The sequence below is a fragment of the Paenibacillus sp. SAFN-054 genome, assembly GCF_051966755.1.
Classification (GTDB): domain Bacteria; phylum Bacillota; class Bacilli; order Paenibacillales; family Paenibacillaceae; genus Paenibacillus_AQ.
The window spans coordinates 47,114-64,591 of the sequence record NZ_JBQCKS010000003.1 but is presented as its reverse complement, the minus strand read 5'-3'; the positions used below and the strand labels follow the sequence as shown (position 1 = coordinate 64,591).

The 17,478-nt window shown below is 50.7% G+C and carries 13 protein-coding genes; all 13 read right to left on the bottom strand.

What is annotated here, in order from left to right:
• Entirely contained in the window at positions 1-444 is a 444-nt protein-coding gene (gene rplI, locus ACTHPM_RS16135) for a 50S ribosomal protein L9 (RefSeq protein ID WP_440396756.1), read from the bottom strand.
• Positions 441-2,456 (bottom strand): DHH family phosphoesterase, encoded by a 2,016-nt coding sequence (locus tag ACTHPM_RS16130; protein WP_440396757.1) that lies wholly within the window; start codon positions 2,454-2,456, stop codon positions 441-443. Before ACTHPM_RS16130 ends, rplI begins: the two co-directional genes overlap by 4 nt.
• A gap of 10 nt (positions 2,457-2,466) precedes the next feature.
• Positions 2,467-3,378 carry a DUF2232 domain-containing protein gene (locus tag ACTHPM_RS16125; RefSeq protein ID WP_440396823.1) on the bottom strand — a complete coding sequence of 304 codons (912 nt, stop codon included), beginning with the start codon at positions 3,376-3,378 and terminating at the stop codon, positions 2,467-2,469.
• 11 nt (positions 3,379-3,389) lie between these two features.
• The gene (locus ACTHPM_RS16120; RefSeq protein ID WP_440396758.1) at positions 3,390-3,692 is read right to left on the bottom strand and encodes a MazG-like family protein; all 303 of its coding nucleotides are present in this window, start codon (positions 3,690-3,692) and stop codon (positions 3,390-3,392) included.
• A gap of 252 nt (positions 3,693-3,944) precedes the next feature.
• Positions 3,945-4,379, bottom strand: a complete 435-nt coding sequence (locus ACTHPM_RS16115) for a CBS domain-containing protein (protein WP_440396759.1) — start codon at positions 4,377-4,379, stop codon at positions 3,945-3,947.
• Between the two features lie 161 nt (positions 4,380-4,540).
• Entirely contained in the window at positions 4,541-5,578 is a 1,038-nt protein-coding gene (locus ACTHPM_RS16110; RefSeq protein ID WP_440396760.1) for an LCP family protein, read from the bottom strand.
• Positions 5,579-5,888: 310 nt separating this feature from the next.
• Complete coding sequence (locus ACTHPM_RS16105) at positions 5,889-7,475, bottom strand: MFS transporter (protein ID WP_440396761.1); 1,587 nt, start codon at positions 7,473-7,475, stop codon at positions 5,889-5,891.
• Positions 7,476-7,816: 341 nt separating this feature from the next.
• Positions 7,817-8,827: an ABC transporter ATP-binding protein gene (locus tag ACTHPM_RS16100; protein WP_440396762.1), complete on the bottom strand. Its 1,011-nt coding sequence runs from the start codon at positions 8,825-8,827 to the stop codon at positions 7,817-7,819.
• Complete coding sequence (locus ACTHPM_RS16095; RefSeq protein ID WP_440396763.1) at positions 8,820-9,836, bottom strand: ABC transporter ATP-binding protein; 1,017 nt, start codon at positions 9,834-9,836, stop codon at positions 8,820-8,822. Before ACTHPM_RS16095 ends, ACTHPM_RS16100 begins: the two co-directional genes overlap by 8 nt.
• On the bottom strand, positions 9,803-10,774 hold the full coding sequence (locus ACTHPM_RS16090; protein WP_440396824.1) for an ABC transporter permease: 972 nt from the start codon (positions 10,772-10,774) through the stop codon (positions 9,803-9,805). The genes ACTHPM_RS16095 and ACTHPM_RS16090 overlap by 34 nt, the downstream gene beginning before the upstream one ends.
• Before the next feature lie 14 nt (positions 10,775-10,788).
• Complete coding sequence (locus ACTHPM_RS16085; protein WP_440396764.1) at positions 10,789-11,760, bottom strand: ABC transporter permease; 972 nt, start codon at positions 11,758-11,760, stop codon at positions 10,789-10,791.
• A gap of 114 nt (positions 11,761-11,874) precedes the next feature.
• A complete protein-coding gene (locus ACTHPM_RS16080) occupies positions 11,875-13,605 on the bottom strand; it encodes a peptide-binding protein (RefSeq protein ID WP_440396765.1) in 1,731 nt (576 codons plus the stop codon).
• 857 nt (positions 13,606-14,462) lie between these two features.
• The gene (locus tag ACTHPM_RS16075) at positions 14,463-17,204 is read right to left on the bottom strand and encodes an alpha-mannosidase (RefSeq protein ID WP_440396766.1); all 2,742 of its coding nucleotides are present in this window, start codon (positions 17,202-17,204) and stop codon (positions 14,463-14,465) included.
• Positions 17,205-17,478 lie beyond the last annotated feature (274 nt).

The window sequence follows — 17,478 nt, the reverse complement described above, 5'->3', positions numbered from 1 at the left end:
TTATTCCTCCGTAACCTGAACCTTAAGCGTTGCTTTCACTTCAGGATGCAGCTTAACCGTCATCTGGGTTACGCCCAGGTGCCGGATTGGTTCTTCCAATTCGATTTTACGCTTGTCGACCTTCACGCCAAGCTCCGCAAGCGCCTCGGCGATCTGCTTGCTGGTGATGGCTCCGAACAGCCGCCCGCCTTCGCCCGCCTTCGCTTTCAGCTGAACCATCATATCCTCCAGCTTTTTGCCGAGCTGCTGCGCTTCTTCCTTTTCCTGCTCCTTGCGTCTTTGCTCCGCTGCACTCTGATTCTCCAGCGTTTTCATATTTCCATCCGTCGCCAGGCGAGCAAGCCCGCGCGGCAGCAGAAAATTGCCAGCATATCCTTCAGAGACCTCTTTCACTTGTCCCTTTTTACCTTGACCCTTAACGTCTTTCAAAAAAATCACTTTCATTCGAACAACCCCTCTTTCTCCTCAATTTGCCCAAGAACCTCAAGCAGCTTCTCCTCGGCTTCTTCTACGCTGCCCTTCAGCTGGACGGCCGCATTCGTTAAATGTCCGCCGCCGCCCAGCCGTTCCATGACGACCTGAACATTCATCCGGCCCAGCGAACGCGCGCTGATGCCGATCAGGCCATCCGGCCGCTCGCTAATGACGAATGATGCCACGACATCGGTCATATTCAGCAGCGTATCCGCCGCCTGGGCGATCAGCAGCTGCGGGATGACGGTTCCCGGCTCGGTTACTGCAAGAGCGACATGATCATATACCATTTTAGCATGCTTAATGATATCTGACTTTGCCAGATATTCCTGCAGGTCTTCTTTTAGCATTCGCTGGATTTGAATCGTGTCCGCACCACTGCGGCGCAGGAACCCAGCTGCTTCGAATGTCCGCGACCCTGTATGGAGCGCGAAATGCTTGGTATCCACGGCAATGCCGGCCAGCAGCATGGTGGCTTCCATCGGCGTAAGCTGGACTTTTTCATGGATATATTGCAATAGCTCGGTCACCAGCTCGCAGGCCGAAGAGGCATAAGGTTCCATGTAGACCAGCACGGCATCGTTGATGAATTCCTCGCCGCGGCGGTGATGGTCCACGACCACGATCCGGCTGGCGTTCTGCACCAGCTTCGGCTCCATCGTCATGGAGGCCTTATGCGTATCAACGACGACCAGCAGACTATGCGGATTCAGCATCCCAAGTGCCTGCTCGGGCGAAATGAACCGTTCGACCAGCTTCTCATCCTTCTGCACCTGCGCCATCATCCGTTCAATGGACGGATTCGTGCCCGGCAGAACGATATAGGCCTCGACATTGTAGATCTGGGCCGCCTTCAGCACCCCAATGGAAGCTCCGATCACATCCATGTCCGGCAGACGGTGTCCCATAATGAACACCTTGTCGCTCTCCTGGATCAGGTCGCGCAGCGCATGGGCAATGACTCTGGCCCGTACCCGCGTGCGCTTCTCGACTGCATTCGATTTGCCGCCGTAGAAGGACAGACGCTGTCCGGCCTTGACCGCGGCTTGGTCCCCGCCCCGCCCGAGCGCCATATCGAGGGAAGACTGGGCCAGCTCGCCCAGCTCGCTGATGCTTTCCGGGCCGAAGCCGAGCCCAATGCTCAGCGTCATCGGCACTTTCAGCTCAGCCGTCATCTCGCGCACTTCATCGAGAATGACGAACCTGCTTTTTTCAAGCTCCTGAAGCGATTTATAATTCAGCATCATCAGATACCGGTCCGACGACAATCGGCGCAAATATACTTCATAATGCTTAGCCCACTCCGTGATCTCCGTTGTCACCTTGGCAATCAGGGAGGTGCGCTGCTGATCGTCCATTCCTTGTGCCGCCTCGTCGAGATTGTCCATCATGATAATACCGATCGCCAGCTTCTCGGCTTCATACTTTTCGCGTAGCACGGCCATTTCGGTCACATCATACAAATAAACCAGGCGTTCTTCGGTATTCAGCATCAAGTGGTAATAGGATTCGCCGATCTTAATCTCGGTATGGAAAATCTTATTTCCATCCTTGTGTGCATCCTTATGGCCCTCTTTATGGCCGTCCTTTTTGTCGCCCATCGTAGAGGCCAGCGACGGGAAGAGCTCTTGAAGCGAGTCGCCGACAAGCGATTTTTGACCGAAAATTTTGCATACATACCGGTTATTCCATTCCACCGTCTTGTCCTCGCCGTAAAGCACGATTCCGAACGGCAGGGTGCTGATCGCTTCGCCTTCGACCCTTTTGACACGGAAAGACAAGCCGTTGATGTATTCCAGCAGGTTATTCCGATACCGCATTTCCGCCTTCAGCAACAGGTAGCAGAGCGCCGCCACAAGAATGAGGCTGATGATGCCGAGCGGCCAGTTGTACCGTGTCACGATAATGACCAGAAGCAGCATGAGCAGAAACGCCCAGACGGTATAATAGCCGTGCCAGCGCTGTTGTAGAAATTTAGGCATGACTCCCACCCTAACGTTTTGATTTAGTCATAAATTGACGCAGCGGAAATGCAAGATCCAGAATCCCGATAATCCGCATCGGCGGAAACAGCAGGATCGGTATCGCAATCAGCAAAGGCACAACCGGGTGCCATTTTCTCGTATAAGCCAGATAATAGAAAAATCCGATAGCTTGGATCATGAAGCAAATATGCAGCAGCGGCACCAGATTCGCGGCAATCATGATCAGAAACGAATTGCTGGAGCTGCGCGCGAATACCTCGATCACGACACCGATCAGATAGTACCAAATCAGCGATCTCGGCAGCATCCATTCGCGTGCGGGTTTCAGTTTAGGTACATGGAAGCCGGTGCTCGCAATGATCGGACGCGCCAGCGCATGCGTGATGACCGCCATCATAAAAGCGCTGATAATCATCGCAAAAGGTATCATCTGCATCGTCGCGTTGCTTACCATCTGCATGTCTTCGGATGTCCAGCTCATGTCGTTCATGAGCGGATTGTTTCCGCCGACATCCTTCAGCGGCGACATCGTCATTTTCACAATGTCATCCACATAGCTGGACAGATCGAAATTCAGAAAGACCGTACCGATCAGCAGCAGTACCAGCATTTCGGCCAAAATCGTGCCCGCTCCCATCATCAATGTGCGCAGGGCGGGGGCTTTTTTCTTGTATGCCCGGCCCATGACGATCGCGGGAATCACGAAATACACGGCCAGCAGCAGATTCACCGGATGGACGATCATCGCAATCAGCCATACCGGTATGACATGCAGCAGAAAAGCTCTCGTACTCAGTGTTGCAAAAAGAACCGTGGCGGGCAGTATCAGAAAAAATACCGTCACGATCGAGAAAGGAGATAGTAAGGAGAGCAGCAATAGCAGATAAACGGCGCTCCATACTACCGTTGTCCAGCGCATTTTCAATGTCTTCACCTCTTACGCATATGTTCTTCCAGCGCGGAAATATCCTGATACCAGTCCTCAAGCTGGTGGCCTTCCTGTTTATGTTTCTTTAATTTCTCGAGCAAAAGATCATCCAGATCCCGGTAAGACATCCCAAGCCTGCGAGCCAATATGTAAGAACTCATGATCAAACTGGCTAGACTGTCACCCACCCGGGTCGTGCTGCCTTCCCATAATGCCTTGAACAGCCTCGATACGTTGTCAACCACTTCGGTTTTTAGCCATTCGATGACTTTCGCCCGTTTGGCTACATCCAAATCCTTTGGCATGTCTGAAGGTCACACTCCCTGAAAAAAGCTTTATTCTCCATTATATCATAAAAAACTGCGGCTCACGAAAATCTCCCGTCAGGCCGGGCTTTTTCAGCCTGCGGCAAAAAGACCTGCGGATCTTTGAATCAAAAGCAGGTCTTTTTATCATTTTATGCCTATAGGCGCTCCATTAATCGCAAACGATTGAATTGCCATCATCAAATATCGGTAAGAGATAAGTTCATGACCTCGCCAAAACCGAAGTTCGTCTTAGCGGGAATTCATGGATTCCTTCGACTCTTTGGATACGAACCGTTCGCAGTATTCGATAATCTGGCTTCTGCGGACGATGCCGATAAAACGGTTCATGTCATCCACAACCGGTACAAAGTTCTGGACCTTGGCCAGGTTAATCAAATCTTCCATATTGGCATCAATGGACACCGGCTTGTTATCTACCTTAAGAGGCACATCCTTAAGCAAAAACTTGGATGCATTCTCAAAGTTCACTCGGCCGTTTGAGTTTTTCATATGCCATAACAGATCACCTTCGGTTACCGTACCGGCGTACGTGCCGTCTTTGCTGAGTATCGGAACCGCTGTGTACCTGTGATACTCCATCCGTTCCAGCGTCTGCCGCAGCGTGGAGTCCATCGTTACGGTAACGACCTCCTGTTTAGGTAGCAGAAAAAACGCTATATTCATGTGGGGTTAATCCTCCTCTGCCCTTCTTCAAGCTTCTCCTATATAAAATGGTTATAACTTCTTACATTTCTATCCCGGCACTGTTTCAGGCGGACACAAAATCAGCAGCCGCACCTGTGGCTGCTGATGTTCACATTCTTATTGCAGAACGTACCCATACATTATTTTACTGTACTTACCTCTGCTTTGTCATCTTTGTTATCTGTGTCATCCGTGTCATCCGGCTCCATCAGCTGCTCCGGTGAAGTGTTGGGATTTTTCCAGCTATCAATAAGCTTTTTGGCCTTCTCGACATCTTTCTCATTCGGGTCATCATAGTAAATGCCGTCGATTTTCATGCCTTCCCCCATAATCGTATAACTGGAGATTTGCGCTTCGGATCCCGTTAATACCTGTTTGGCCAAATCGATGATGAACTTCGGCTGCATGTCGGTCTGGAAGTTGTCGCCCATGATATCGAGCAGCTCGGGAATTTTCGAGATCTGATTCAGATGCAGCATCCGGTTCGCGACGGCATCCAGGAATACCTGCTGCCGCTTGGTCCGGTTGAAATCGCTGTCCTCGCGGTAACGCACGTAGTTCAGCGCTTCCTCGCCCGTATAGATCGGCTTATTAGCCTTGATCGTGAATTTCTCATGATCGTAACCCTTGTTCACGATATCCTTCCCGATCGGCAGCTCGACGCCGCCAAGCGCGTTAACCGCATCCTTCAGGCCCTGAAAGTTGATGGTTGCGTAGTAATCCACCTTGTGGTCCAGGAAAGCCTCGATCGTATCCTTGGACATCTGCTGACCGCCGAAAGCATAGGCATGCGTAATTTTATCCTTTTTTCCCTTGCCTATAATCTCAGTATACGTATCGCGGGGAATAGAAATGAGCAGTACTTTGGAATCTTTGGGGCGTACAACCGCATAAATGAGCGTATCCGAACGCGCAGGTTCGTCCTTGCGTTGATCGGAGCCCAGCAGCATGACCGAAAAAGGCTTGTTTTCATAGACCACCGGTTCGGCGGGCTTGCTCGGCGTGTTGTCCTGGGACTCCAGCGGCTGGTAGGATTTTTGCAGCGAGCTCTCCACCCGCTTGGAAAGAAACAGATCGAACGCCATCACCGCCAGCTGCTTGCGGAAGGCAAAGGCGCTCCCTGCAACCAGCAGCAGAATTACGGCTAAGGATATATATATTTTTGTTCTCTTTTTCATTTAATGATTCCTTCTTTTATTTAGAATAAAAGTCCTAAAATCTAGAAAAAACGGAGTTATCTGGCCTCCCTTCTTTATATAAACGGATCATGGAATGATTGACGCAAGCTAGATTAAGACCAGTTTCGTCATAGACAAACGACATTAACATTGTAAACGCTAATTTTACAAAAAGAAACCGTATTTCGGTGTCGAACCATGAAAAAATGGTTCCTTTGCCGTTAAATAATTGCATTTTTACCGTATCGGTTACAAGACGCAAAAGAGGCCCTGCCTCAGTGGCAGAGCCTCGGAACAGTACCTTATTTCCTCAGGCCTCGCTTACTTCGTGATGCGCAGCCTTTTTTCTGCGGATAGCGCCCAGGATTAGCGCCGATATGAGCGAGAGCGCGCTGAATGCAAGTGCAGACCAGAAGAGACCGTTATAACCCTGTTTGACCGTTACATGCAGGGCATGGAGCAGTATGCCGCGCACTCCTTCATCCGGAATGCCGCGGAAAGCTTCCAATATACTGTGGAAATCACTGCCTTCTGCCGCCCCTCCTTGCGGGACGAATTTCTGCATGGCATCCGCTGGCACCTGAATACCGCTGGCCGCGAATCCCTGCTGGATATGGCTGCCGATGTTCATGAAGGAACGGGCGAGGAAGCCTGCAAAAATCGTTGGCGCGATCGCCATCGCCATCTGCCTGGCAAGCGAGCTGGTCGCAACCGCAATCCCTTTATTCTTCTCGCCGGCCTCCTCTGTCACAAGGACATTGACGGGCGCGCCGAGCATGGAGCCGAAGCCGATGCCCACGAATACGCCAGCGATGATCATCTGCCAGATGCTTTGCACCCAGACCGCAAATAACAGAAAGCCGATGATCCCCAGGCTGCTCGCGAGAGCGATCGTCCACGTCGGCCCCTTCTTATCGACCAGGAACCCGCCCCCGGCCGCCCCGATTCCTGCAGCCAGCGCCACTGGTGTGAACCAGTAGCCGGCCACCGTGCTGCTGACGTTCAGATACTGCTCCACGAAGCCCGGCAGGAAGATCACGGATGCCAGGATGGCTCCGGAGAAGAACGCGATCAGCAGCGCCCAGCGAAACGTCGATTGATGCAGCAGATGAACAGGCACGACAGGCTCGGTATCGGAATGCTCCAGCCGTCTCTCCATAAAATAAAAGATGACCAGAAGCAGGATCGCCGCCAAGAAGAATACGTAGAACTTCCAGGACAGCAAGCTGTCGGCTATGTTGACTCCGTCCAAATTGGTGAAACTGTACATCAAGCCGAGCACGCCCAGAATCAGAACGGAAATACCGCTCCAGTCCATTTTCGCGCGGTTATGCTCCTGCTCTTCATTGATGAAACGAATGCCGAAGATTAACAACAAAATGGCTATCGGCACATTGATGAGAAACAGCCAGTGCCAATTCCCTGTGGCCCCTAGAATAAAAGAACCAATATTCGGGCCCAGCACCGAGGCAATGCCATTCATGCCGCCCAGCATTCCCAGCGAGCGTCCATGACGCTCTCGCGGGAATGTTGCCAGAACATAAGAACTAGCAATAATGAAAATGCCGCCGCCCCCAAGCGCTTGAATCAGCCGTGCGATCAGAAAAAAGGTGAAGTTCGGGCTTAATGCGACCAGCAGCGAGCCGATACCGAATAAGCTGACTTCAATAATAAACAGCCGCTTCCGCCCATACCGGTCTGACATCTTGCCGGCGATCGGGACACTGACCGCAAGTCCGAGGGTATACAGCGTAATCGTCCAAGCGCCCCATGTCGGACTGACGCCAAAGGAATAGATCAGCGTCGTCAGCGACGAAGTAATGATGCCGTTATCCAGTGCGGCCATGAACACGCCGATCGCAAAAATAATCAGCGAAACCTGCAGCTTTTTTTGCATGGAATCGTCCCTCCCTTATGTAAATAAAGAGTATGAATGAACTTCGTAACCTTATCCTGTTCTCTTCAGCCATATGAGCTGCTCCGTTCATTATGTTCGTTTCAGCCCGTTGTCTAAACGGAGGGGCCTATAATATCGCCTTTGAACTCTTTTTTCAGTTAGAATATATACCTGTTCTGACCCACAGTCAATCACATGATTATTCACGCCTGACTATTTATAAAAGAAAAATCCGACGCTTAACAAAAACAGCCCTGTGACCAGAAACTCTGGCACAAGGCTGTTGATGGCAATTCGTATTTAAACTACGCTCAGGCGGACCCCAATCCGGCCTGTGTTCATTATGTCGTCTGCAGCTTGCTCAGATCCGAGCCGCCTTCCACGCCGATCGGGAAGTGGCAGGCAACCTGGCGCCCTGGCAGAATTTCTTCCAGCTTCGGTTCCACTTGGCTGCATTTTGCTTGAGCAAAAGGACAACGGGTATGGAAGCGACAGCCTGACGGCGGATTCGCCGGTGACGGCACATCCCCCTGCAGAACAATGCGGTTCCGCTTTTTGGTTGGAGACGGCTTCGGAATAGCCGAAAGCAGCGCCGCCGTGTACGGATGAAGTGGGCTGGCGTACAGGGCTTCCGTTTCACCAACTTCGACCATTTTACCGAGGTACATGACGCCGACGCGGTCGGAAATGTGACGTACCACATTCAGACCGTGGGCGATGAACAGGAAGGTAAGTCCCATTTCCTTCTGAAGCTTCATGAGCAGATTGATAACCTGCGACTGTACCGACACGTCAAGGGCCGATACGGCTTCGTCCGCTACGATGAATTTCGGCTTCAAAGCGATGGCGCGTGCTATCCCGATCCGTTGGCGCTGACCGCCGGAGAATTCATGCGGGTAACGATTGCGGCGTGTCGGGTCGAGACCCACAAGCTTCATCAATTCCACGACGCGGTCATCGATTTCTTTGCCGGACATTTTCGTATGAATCTTCAGCGGCTCTCCGATGACGTCCTTAACGAGAAAACGCGGGTTAAGCGATCCGAACGGATCCTGGAAAATGATCTGCATTTCCTCGCGCATTTTGTTCAGCTCTCGATTGCTCAGGCTGTGAACGTCACGTCCGTTAATGACAACCGAACCATCCGTCGCGCTTTGCAAACGCAAAATGACGCGTCCGAGCGTCGATTTGCCGCAGCCGGATTCTCCTACCAAGCCAAAGGTTTCCCCTTCACGAATGGAGAGGGATACATCATCGACGGCTTTAACGTTGCCGACAACACGGTTCAAGAGGCCTTTATGGATAGGGAAATACTTCTTAACGTTATTGACTTCAACCAAATTCTTAGCCATGGATGCGTTCCCCTTTCCCGGCTGCTGCTTTGTCTTTATCCTCATACAGCCAGCATTTCGTAAAATGCTCACTGCCGATTTGAATGTCTCCCGGCTCCACTTGGCGGCATTTGTCCATCACGTGCGGGCAGCGCGGGTTAAAGCGGCAGCCCTGCGGCAGATTGCCCAGCGCCGGAATCGTGCCTTTTATGGTGTACAATTCCCCGCCGCGCTCCCCTTCAAAGCCAGGGATGGATTGCAAAAGTCCTACCGTATACGGGTGGGATGGATTCGTGAATATTTCTTCCACCGTTCCTTGCTCCACGATCGCTCCCGCATACATAACGGCAATATGGTCCGCCATTTCTGCTGCGACGCCCATATCATGGGTAATCAGCAGAATGGAAGTGCCGAGTTGCTCTTTCAGGTCCTGAAGCAGTTCCAGGATTTGTGCCTGTACCGTTACGTCAAGCGCCGTTGTCGGCTCGTCGGCAATCAGCAGCTCCGGCTTCGCAGCCAGGGCGATGGCGATGACGACGCGCTGACACATACCGCCGGACAATTGGTTCGGGTACTGTTTTGCACGAATTTCTGGAGAAGGAATGCCGACCATGCGAAGCAGATCGATGGCTTCCTTCCAGGCTTCGTCACTATTTTTGTTTTGGTGGAGACGCAAGCTTTCGGCAATTTGTTCCCCGACCGTGAAGACCGGGTTCAAAGCCGACATCGGATCCTGGAAAATCATCGAGATTTTATTCCCGCGGATATCCTTCAGTTCCTCTTGCTTCTTAGCCGCTAGGTCCTGTCCTTTAAAGTTAATGTTGCCTTCAAGGATGACGCCGCCGGCATAATCGATCAAACGCATAATGGACAAAGAGGTGACGCTTTTACCGCTGCCGGACTCGCCGACGAGGCATAGCGTTTTCCCCTTTTCAATATTAATGGAGATACGGTCCGTCGCTTTCACAAAACCCTTTTCCGTTAAAAAGCCTGTGGTCAGATTTCGGACTTCGAGAAGTTTTTCCGCCATTTAGCTAACCTCCTCCGCGGGTTTTTCTGTCTTGGATCGAGGGCATCACGGATACCGTCGCCAATGAAGTTAACAGCAAGCACGACAATCAGGATACAAAGACCCGGATAAACCGCCTGCATAGGATTGATCAGCATAAACTCCTGCGAGTTGCTCAGCATGAGTCCCCAGCTTGTTGCCGGAGCTTGAATGCCCAGACCCAGGTAGGAAAGGCCGGACTCGGACAAAATAGCGCCGCCTACCATCAAGGTAGCGTTAACGATGATCGGAAAGCTTGCATTTCTCATCAAATGTCTGAAAATGATGCCCCCGTTGGAAACGCCAATCGCTTTGGCAGCTTCGACATACTGCATTTCGCGCAGCTGCAGGAAGTTACCCCGTACGAGGCGGGCGACGCCGGTCCAGCTGGTAAATGCCAAGATCATGATCATATATGATATCTTTGTACCGAAAATAGCCATAACGAGAATGTTCAGGAATAGCGTTGGAATGGAGTTCATGACATCGACAACGCGCATGAAAATGGCGTCAACCCATCCGCCGAAGTAGCCGGAAACCGCCCCGATAATGGAGCCGATGATGACCGTAATTGCTGCGACGGAGAAACCGATGAACATGGAAATACGACTGCTGTAAACCAAGCGAGAGAAAATATCCCGCCCGACTTCATCCGTACCCAACAGATGGTTATCCGTTCCTGGAGCCAGGTTGGCGATCATAAGATCAATCCTGTCTGGCTTGTATGGAGCTATCCAAGGCGCGAAAATAGCGACCAGAATAAATAGAAACAATACGACAAGGCCTGTCATCGCAAAGCCGTTTTTTCTGAATTTGGTCCACACCGTTTTCCATGGACCCGGTGGTTTGTCGCTCGGAGGAAGCGGAGTGTTCTCCGGCACCTGTGGTTCAACGGACTGCTGCACATTCGGCGCGGACATTGCGTTCATGTCACTCATGCGGATTTTCCTCCCTTACGTCCAAGCTGAACACGTGGATCGACCAGTTTATAAAGTATATCAGCGATCAGGTTGCCCAGGACCACCACGACGGCGGTTACAAGGGCGATTGCCATCAACACGGAGTACTCTCTCGCTCTAGCCATGTCAACAAATAGACGGCCCATGCCAGGCCAGTTAAATACACTTTCAGTTAATGCGGCACCAACGACGAGAGCAGGCAATTCCATACCCAACACTGTAATTATCGGAATTAGGGCATTACGCAGTGCATGTCGGAAAATTACTTTGCGCTCAGGGACACCTTTCGCGCGCGCGGTACGAATATAATCCTGTTCCAATACTTCGAGCATGCTGGAACGCGAATACTTAGAATAAGCCGCCAGATTGGCCAATATGAGAACGGAACATGGCAGAATCAAATGGTACAACAAATCGATAAAGTTGCCTTGCTTATCCATGGCATACATATCCGATAACGGAAGCCAGTTGAGCTGTAACGAAAATATCTGCTGCAAAATAATACCAAACCAAAACGCCGGCATCGCAAATCCGATATAGGATACAAAGTTTGCCGTTTGATCAGAAATACCGTAAGGCTTTGTACTGTTATAAATCCCCCAAGGGATTGCTATTACCATGGAGAGTACCCAGGAAAAGGCCATAAGGACAAAGGTGTTTTTCATCGTCGGCCACAGAATATCCCCGACAGGTATATTGTTTTTGAATGTCTTGCCGAGATCGCCTGTCATCAGGTTTTTAATCCATACCCAGTACTGCTCTGGTATCGACTTATCAAGACCCAAATTGTGTGCCTGAATTTTAGCTGCCTCTGGAGACATGCCGGGTGATATCATCATTTGGGTAGGTCCGCCGGGAGCTGCATGAATCAATCCGAAAGTTACCAGCGAGATCAAAAAAAGCACTAGTATGGATTGCAGTATGCGGCGGATGAGATATTCAGTCATAATTGATCCTCCTAACAAATTTACACACCAAAACCGCGATTTAGATAAAACGCAAAAAAGGGGGAGGGGAAGAACTTTCCCCTCCAGCACCCGTTTGTGCCCTATTTTTACGAATTATTTTGCGTCGTCCATCCACCAGTTGATTACATGGAAGAACTCTCCGTAAGCCAAGTTAGAGATTGGTGCATCCTCTTCCTTGAACTTGATTTTCTTGCTGTGCGCTTGCGGTGTACCGTATTGGTACAAGAAGATGTATGGAAGATCGGTAGAAATTTCAGTTGCGATTTCTTTGTAAATTTCTTTACGTTTTTCTTGGTCTACGACTTTCGTTCCTTCTTCCCACAACTTGTCGAGCTTATCGTTTTTGTAGAAGACCATGTTTTGTCCCGTAGGAGCATAGAACTTGGAACTGAATGTAGATTCGCCGTCCGGATCCGGGCTGTTCAGGGACCAGCCAAGCAGGATTGCGTTAAATTTACCAGGAGTCAGGTTCTGCTCGTTCCATGCAGCGAAGTCGATCGCTTTAGGAATCATTTCGATACCAACATCCTTGAAGTTTTGCTGCATAACGAGCGATACTTGCTCACGACGGCTGTTGCCGGAGTTGTATTGCAATTCGAAGGAGAAACGGTGTCCGTCTTTAACCAGAATGCCGTCGCTGCCGGCTTTCCATCCGTCTTCAGCAAGCAGTTGCTTCGCTTTTTCAGGATCGAACTGGTAGTTTACAGCCGCGTCACCAGGATCTGCCCAAGAGTTAGGCATAAACGGAGCGTTCATCAGCTGTCCAACGCCCTTCAGAACGTTGTCGACCATACCTTGACGGTTAACGGCATGAGCCATCGCTTGTCTTGTTTTTTGGCCTTCCCAAGGAACGAATTTGTCCTTGAAGTTTTCTGGTTTGCGGTTCAGACCTACGAATTCATATTGCGGTCCTGGCAGGGATGCAACATTGATGGAATCGTTTTTCTTAACTGCGTCCAGCTGAGTTACAGGAACGCCGCTTACCAGGTCGATGTCGCCTTTGATCAGTGCTTGAACCTCAGTGTTTTGGTCAGCATAGATTTTGTAGACAACCGTTGCAATGTTTGGTTTAGGACCCCAGTAATCCGCGTTTGCTTCGAATTTCAAATATTCTTTTTGTTTCCATTCTGTCCATTTCCATGGTCCGCTTGTAACGGTTTTGGCTGGATCTGTACCGTATGGATTTTTTTGCATTTCTGTAACTTTAATGTCTTTGAGCACATGCTGCGGTGCAATTTCAGCAGCAAGGCTGTATTTGAATGGAGCATATACTTGCTTCATCGTAATTTTCAGGTTTTGAGGATCTACAACTTCGATTTTGGATACCTTGTCAAAGTTGGAGATTGCTGGCGAACCCGTTTCCGGATTCATGATGGTTTCAAGCGTGAATTTCACGTCGTCAGCTGTAATTGGCTGTCCGTCGCTCCATTTCAGGTTGTCCTTCAGCTTGATTTCATACGTCAAACCATCTTCGGAAATTTTCATAGGCTCAGCGGCCAAGGACCATGGCTCAGCTACGACATTTCCCTCTTTGTCATAATCGAACAGTTTGGCATACAGGAATTGCTCAGCATCGCCGGAAGCCGTATCTTGTACAAAGATCGGGTTCACGTTTACGATGTCGGAGAACGTACCAACGGTCAAAGTTCCGCCTTGTTTAGGCTCCCCAGTGTTTTCAGCCGGCTTCTCGCTCGCAGCTGGTTCTTCTTTCTTAGGCTCGTCTTTCGGAGCATCTGCAGTTTTGGAATCGCCGCAGCCTACAAACAGTGCACTGACAACAGACAATGATACCATTAACGACAACCATTTTTTCTTACTTGCCATTTACCATATTCCTCCCCTTTGAGAATAAAAATGATGGATACCTGCAGTAGCTGCATGGAGCATCCCAAGACCTTGCTAATAGTTCAAACGGTACAGGACCGCTTGGCTATTAGGGACTTACACCTGTGTTGAATTCGTTCTACTGACCCCCGAATTACGTTTGAAGCAATTCCCCCTCTTGTATTCCGCAAATGCAAAAACAAGGGTGACGGCAACAGGTGAAACAATATATTAAAAATTAATATATCCAAATGTTAGGAGAAGCATTTTCCGGTATCGACCTGATCAGAAACGACTGAAATTGTGAACACACCGGACAAATTTACATATACCTAATAACGCAATAAAGCATTAATGCTTTAAATGACCATCGGTCAATTGAACTCAGCAAGAGTTCCTATAAACCGACTGGTTAAAACTTCCTACATAAATTTAATGTAAATAATACGTGTAAATTTATATCACGTCAATATTTTTTTTGGGCACTTGGAATTAAATTTTTTTAATGATCCAAAACTAGCGCCATCAAAGGGTTTGTTTAGAAAAGGCTGCCCATTTCATGTCGAATTTTAATGTTAAAAGCAGAGGATGCCTGAACTAGAAATGGTGAGTCGGGAGTGATCACAAGAATGTAAACCGCTTACATCGTAAAACTATTATTTTCTGTGTCAGGTTATCTGACACAAATGACGGTTTAATATAATACGTTCAAATTTACTGGAAACAAAATCATCTGTCAATGAAAAAAATTACGCTATCTGTATTTCTTATTCGCTCAAGTTCGGTGAAACTCCTCTAAGGAAAAATATTCGGAGAAGGAACGCTGCTCGTCCCTCCTCCGAAAAAGCCATTGCTGATTAAGAAAGCTGCTTGATACCCGTCGTTATGATCTCGCATGGTCCTACGGCAAGCTCGGCTCGTCCATCGTGCAGAACGATCAGATCCTTCGTCGGTTCCTCGAGAATTGACGTTTTGTACACAGAGCCGTTATCCACGGATAGACTGAGCACGCCGGACTCCGGCTTCATGTTGTACCAGCGCAGCATGTCGTCGCCGGACTCCTCGCTCACCTTCCAGGAAGAGAAAGCCAAATTCTTCGCTTCCCAGGCAACCGCCGTATGCTCTGCAGGAATGTTTCCGGCATGCAGCCCCGTCTGGGTTACCGTCCAAGGAATCTGGAACTGGTAGGCCTCCTGGTAGGCTCCTGCATCGACGCCGTCACCGCTGTGAGGGATGATCTCCAGGTGGACGGTATGCTCTCCGATGCACTGGGCCTCCGGTGTCAGGAAATGTCCCCAGTCGCCCAGCTCGCCCACCGAGCGAAGCAGCGTCACGGCAATGGTGTTGCGCCCGTCTTGAAGCACTTCGTATTCGTTCAAGCCGAGGTTCGCCACGGTCAAACCGGCTCCTTCGCCGCTGACATCCACGAATGCCTGTTGATGCTGCGCGTTGCTAGGATTTTGCCATTCTTTGGCAGGATTGTTGTCACGAGTCGCAATTTCGAACATGGAATCCACATGGTGATTGGACGCATCGAGATCCGTAGGCATGAGCAAGCGCACGCGATGATCCTTCGCCTGATTGTTGAAGCTGGATTCGATCTTGACGCCCTGACCTTCCCGCTCCAATGTAACCCGTGTGCGGATTTGCATCGGAACGGTCTCTTTGACCCGCTGCGCCTTGCGCTCAGGGAAATAGATCAGCTCTACCTGCTCCTGATCCAGCAGCTTGTCCGCGGAGGCCGGGATGGCCCAGTCATGGGTAATTTCCAAGACAGCACGGAAAGCCGTGTCTTCTGCAACGCGGATGGAGGCCGTCAGATCCTTTGTTGTCAGCGCCTCTTCTCCCTCCGGCTGCTTGTACATGTACTCATTGCCGATATCCCCGGTATCTTCGTAGATCAAAAGGTCGCTGTATACGCGGCCCGTGCGTTTGTCAGTGATCGAAATGCTGCCGTTCGCAGCAGCCTCCACCCGAAGGTTGTCATTTTCCATGACGCGCCCTTCTTTGACGAGCGTGCCCTGCTGGACGGACAGGCCTTCAGCAGCCACTCCTCCCACGAGCGCATAAGCTTTAAGGCCAAGCGCAGGAATCCGGCTGGCTTCGAACGTAATGCGAACCGCGCGAGCCATAAACGGCTGACGGAACTTGTCGTCCGGCAGATCATAGCCGAAGCGCAGACCCAGGTCCTTCAGCGTGAATGCCACCGGCTGGCCCTCCGCATCCACGACGGCGCGCGGACCGAGATCAAGCTCTTTCATCCGGGAGCTCATCTCTTCCAGCGTTCCTCCGTCACGGAAATAGGCGCGCTCGATGTCGAGATCAACCGACACGGTTCCGCTGCGTTTCCATCCGGTCGTGTTAAACGCCACGAATGGTACTGCATTCTCGCCATAACGCGCGAACACGGATGTATCCACCGCGTCTGCAACCGCCTGCTTGCTCTCTTCGATGATAGACTCGGCGACATTCTGGCTTTTCGCAAAGCGCGTAACCATTTCCTGATGGACTTCGTCCACGCTGCAGCCGCAAATGCTGTCATGCGGATGATTCTGCATCAGGGTTTTCCAGGCATAGGTAAGCATGTCATGCGGATATTCCTGACCGGCGAGACGGGCATACGAAGCCAGCGGCTCAGCGACTTTCTCAAGCAGCGCTTGGCCATGCTGGTTCATCTGCTTCAGGTATACGCGAGCCGAAGCCGTATTCACGAGCGTACCCCAGCCGTCGGTACGCTGGCTGCGCAGCTCGCCGCGTACAACGGACAGCTCGCCTTCCTTGGCTTCCCTTACCGCTTCCAGGTACTTAGGGAAATTCGAATGCACGAATTCCGTATCCGGATACAGGGAACGTGCCGTCTCCATTGCCTGCGCCAGATCTGTCTGAATCGGCTGGTGGTCGCAGCCGTTCATGTACAGAAGCTCCGGCGTGGAGGCATACTTCTCGGCATCGGCGAGCTTCTTGTCCCAGAATATCTTGGCTTCTTCGGGATCAACCGGAACCTCGTTGCCGTTGCTGTACCAGTTGGCAAACAGGATGCCCAGCACCTGGGAGCCGTCCGGTCCTTCCCAGATCAGCTCGGAGAACGAGGATTCATAATCGGAATCGGCTACCGTGTTATTAAAGCCGGTCGGCTTCACCCCACGTCCGAACACGGCGTTATCGATTCCGGATTGGCGCATGAGCTGCGGCGTCTGGCCTACCAGCCCGAAAGTGTCGGGGAAGTAACCGATTTTGGAAATCTGGCCATAACGGCGGGCATCCTTGTGCCCGATCTGCATATTGCGGATGTTCGCCTCGCCGCTGGTCAGGAAGGCATCCTGCAGGATGTACCATGGGCCGATGAAAATGCGCCCTTCACGGATGTATTTCTCCAAACGTTCCTTCTGCTGCGGACGGACCTGCAGATAGTCCTCGAGAATAATGGTCTGTCCATCCAGATAAAAGCTTTTGTACTCCGTATCGTTTTCAAGTGTATCCATAAGCACATCCATCAGGCGGATGAGACGCATGTGATGCTTTTCATATGGCAGATACCACTCTCTGTCCCAATGTGTGTGCGAAATGATATGTGCGGTTCTTTTCGGTTGCGTAGACATGGAATCCAGTCTCCTTTCCTTAGGGCCGTTCGTTATGATGCTGTCGTCTTTCGTGGAATAAAACCCAGGGCGGGCCGAGCCTGGACGGCCGGCGGGATCCTGGGTTTATTTTCTTTGCCCGATGCGGTTACCGGTCATGCAAAGAATCGGAAACCGATTCGGTGACCCTTCCTTTGATGTCCATCCATCGCGTACAATTTTACATGCAAGGTAATGCCTGCAGAAAACGTATATATAATAGGAAGTCTTTTTTTCAACGCACGTCCCCCTGTCA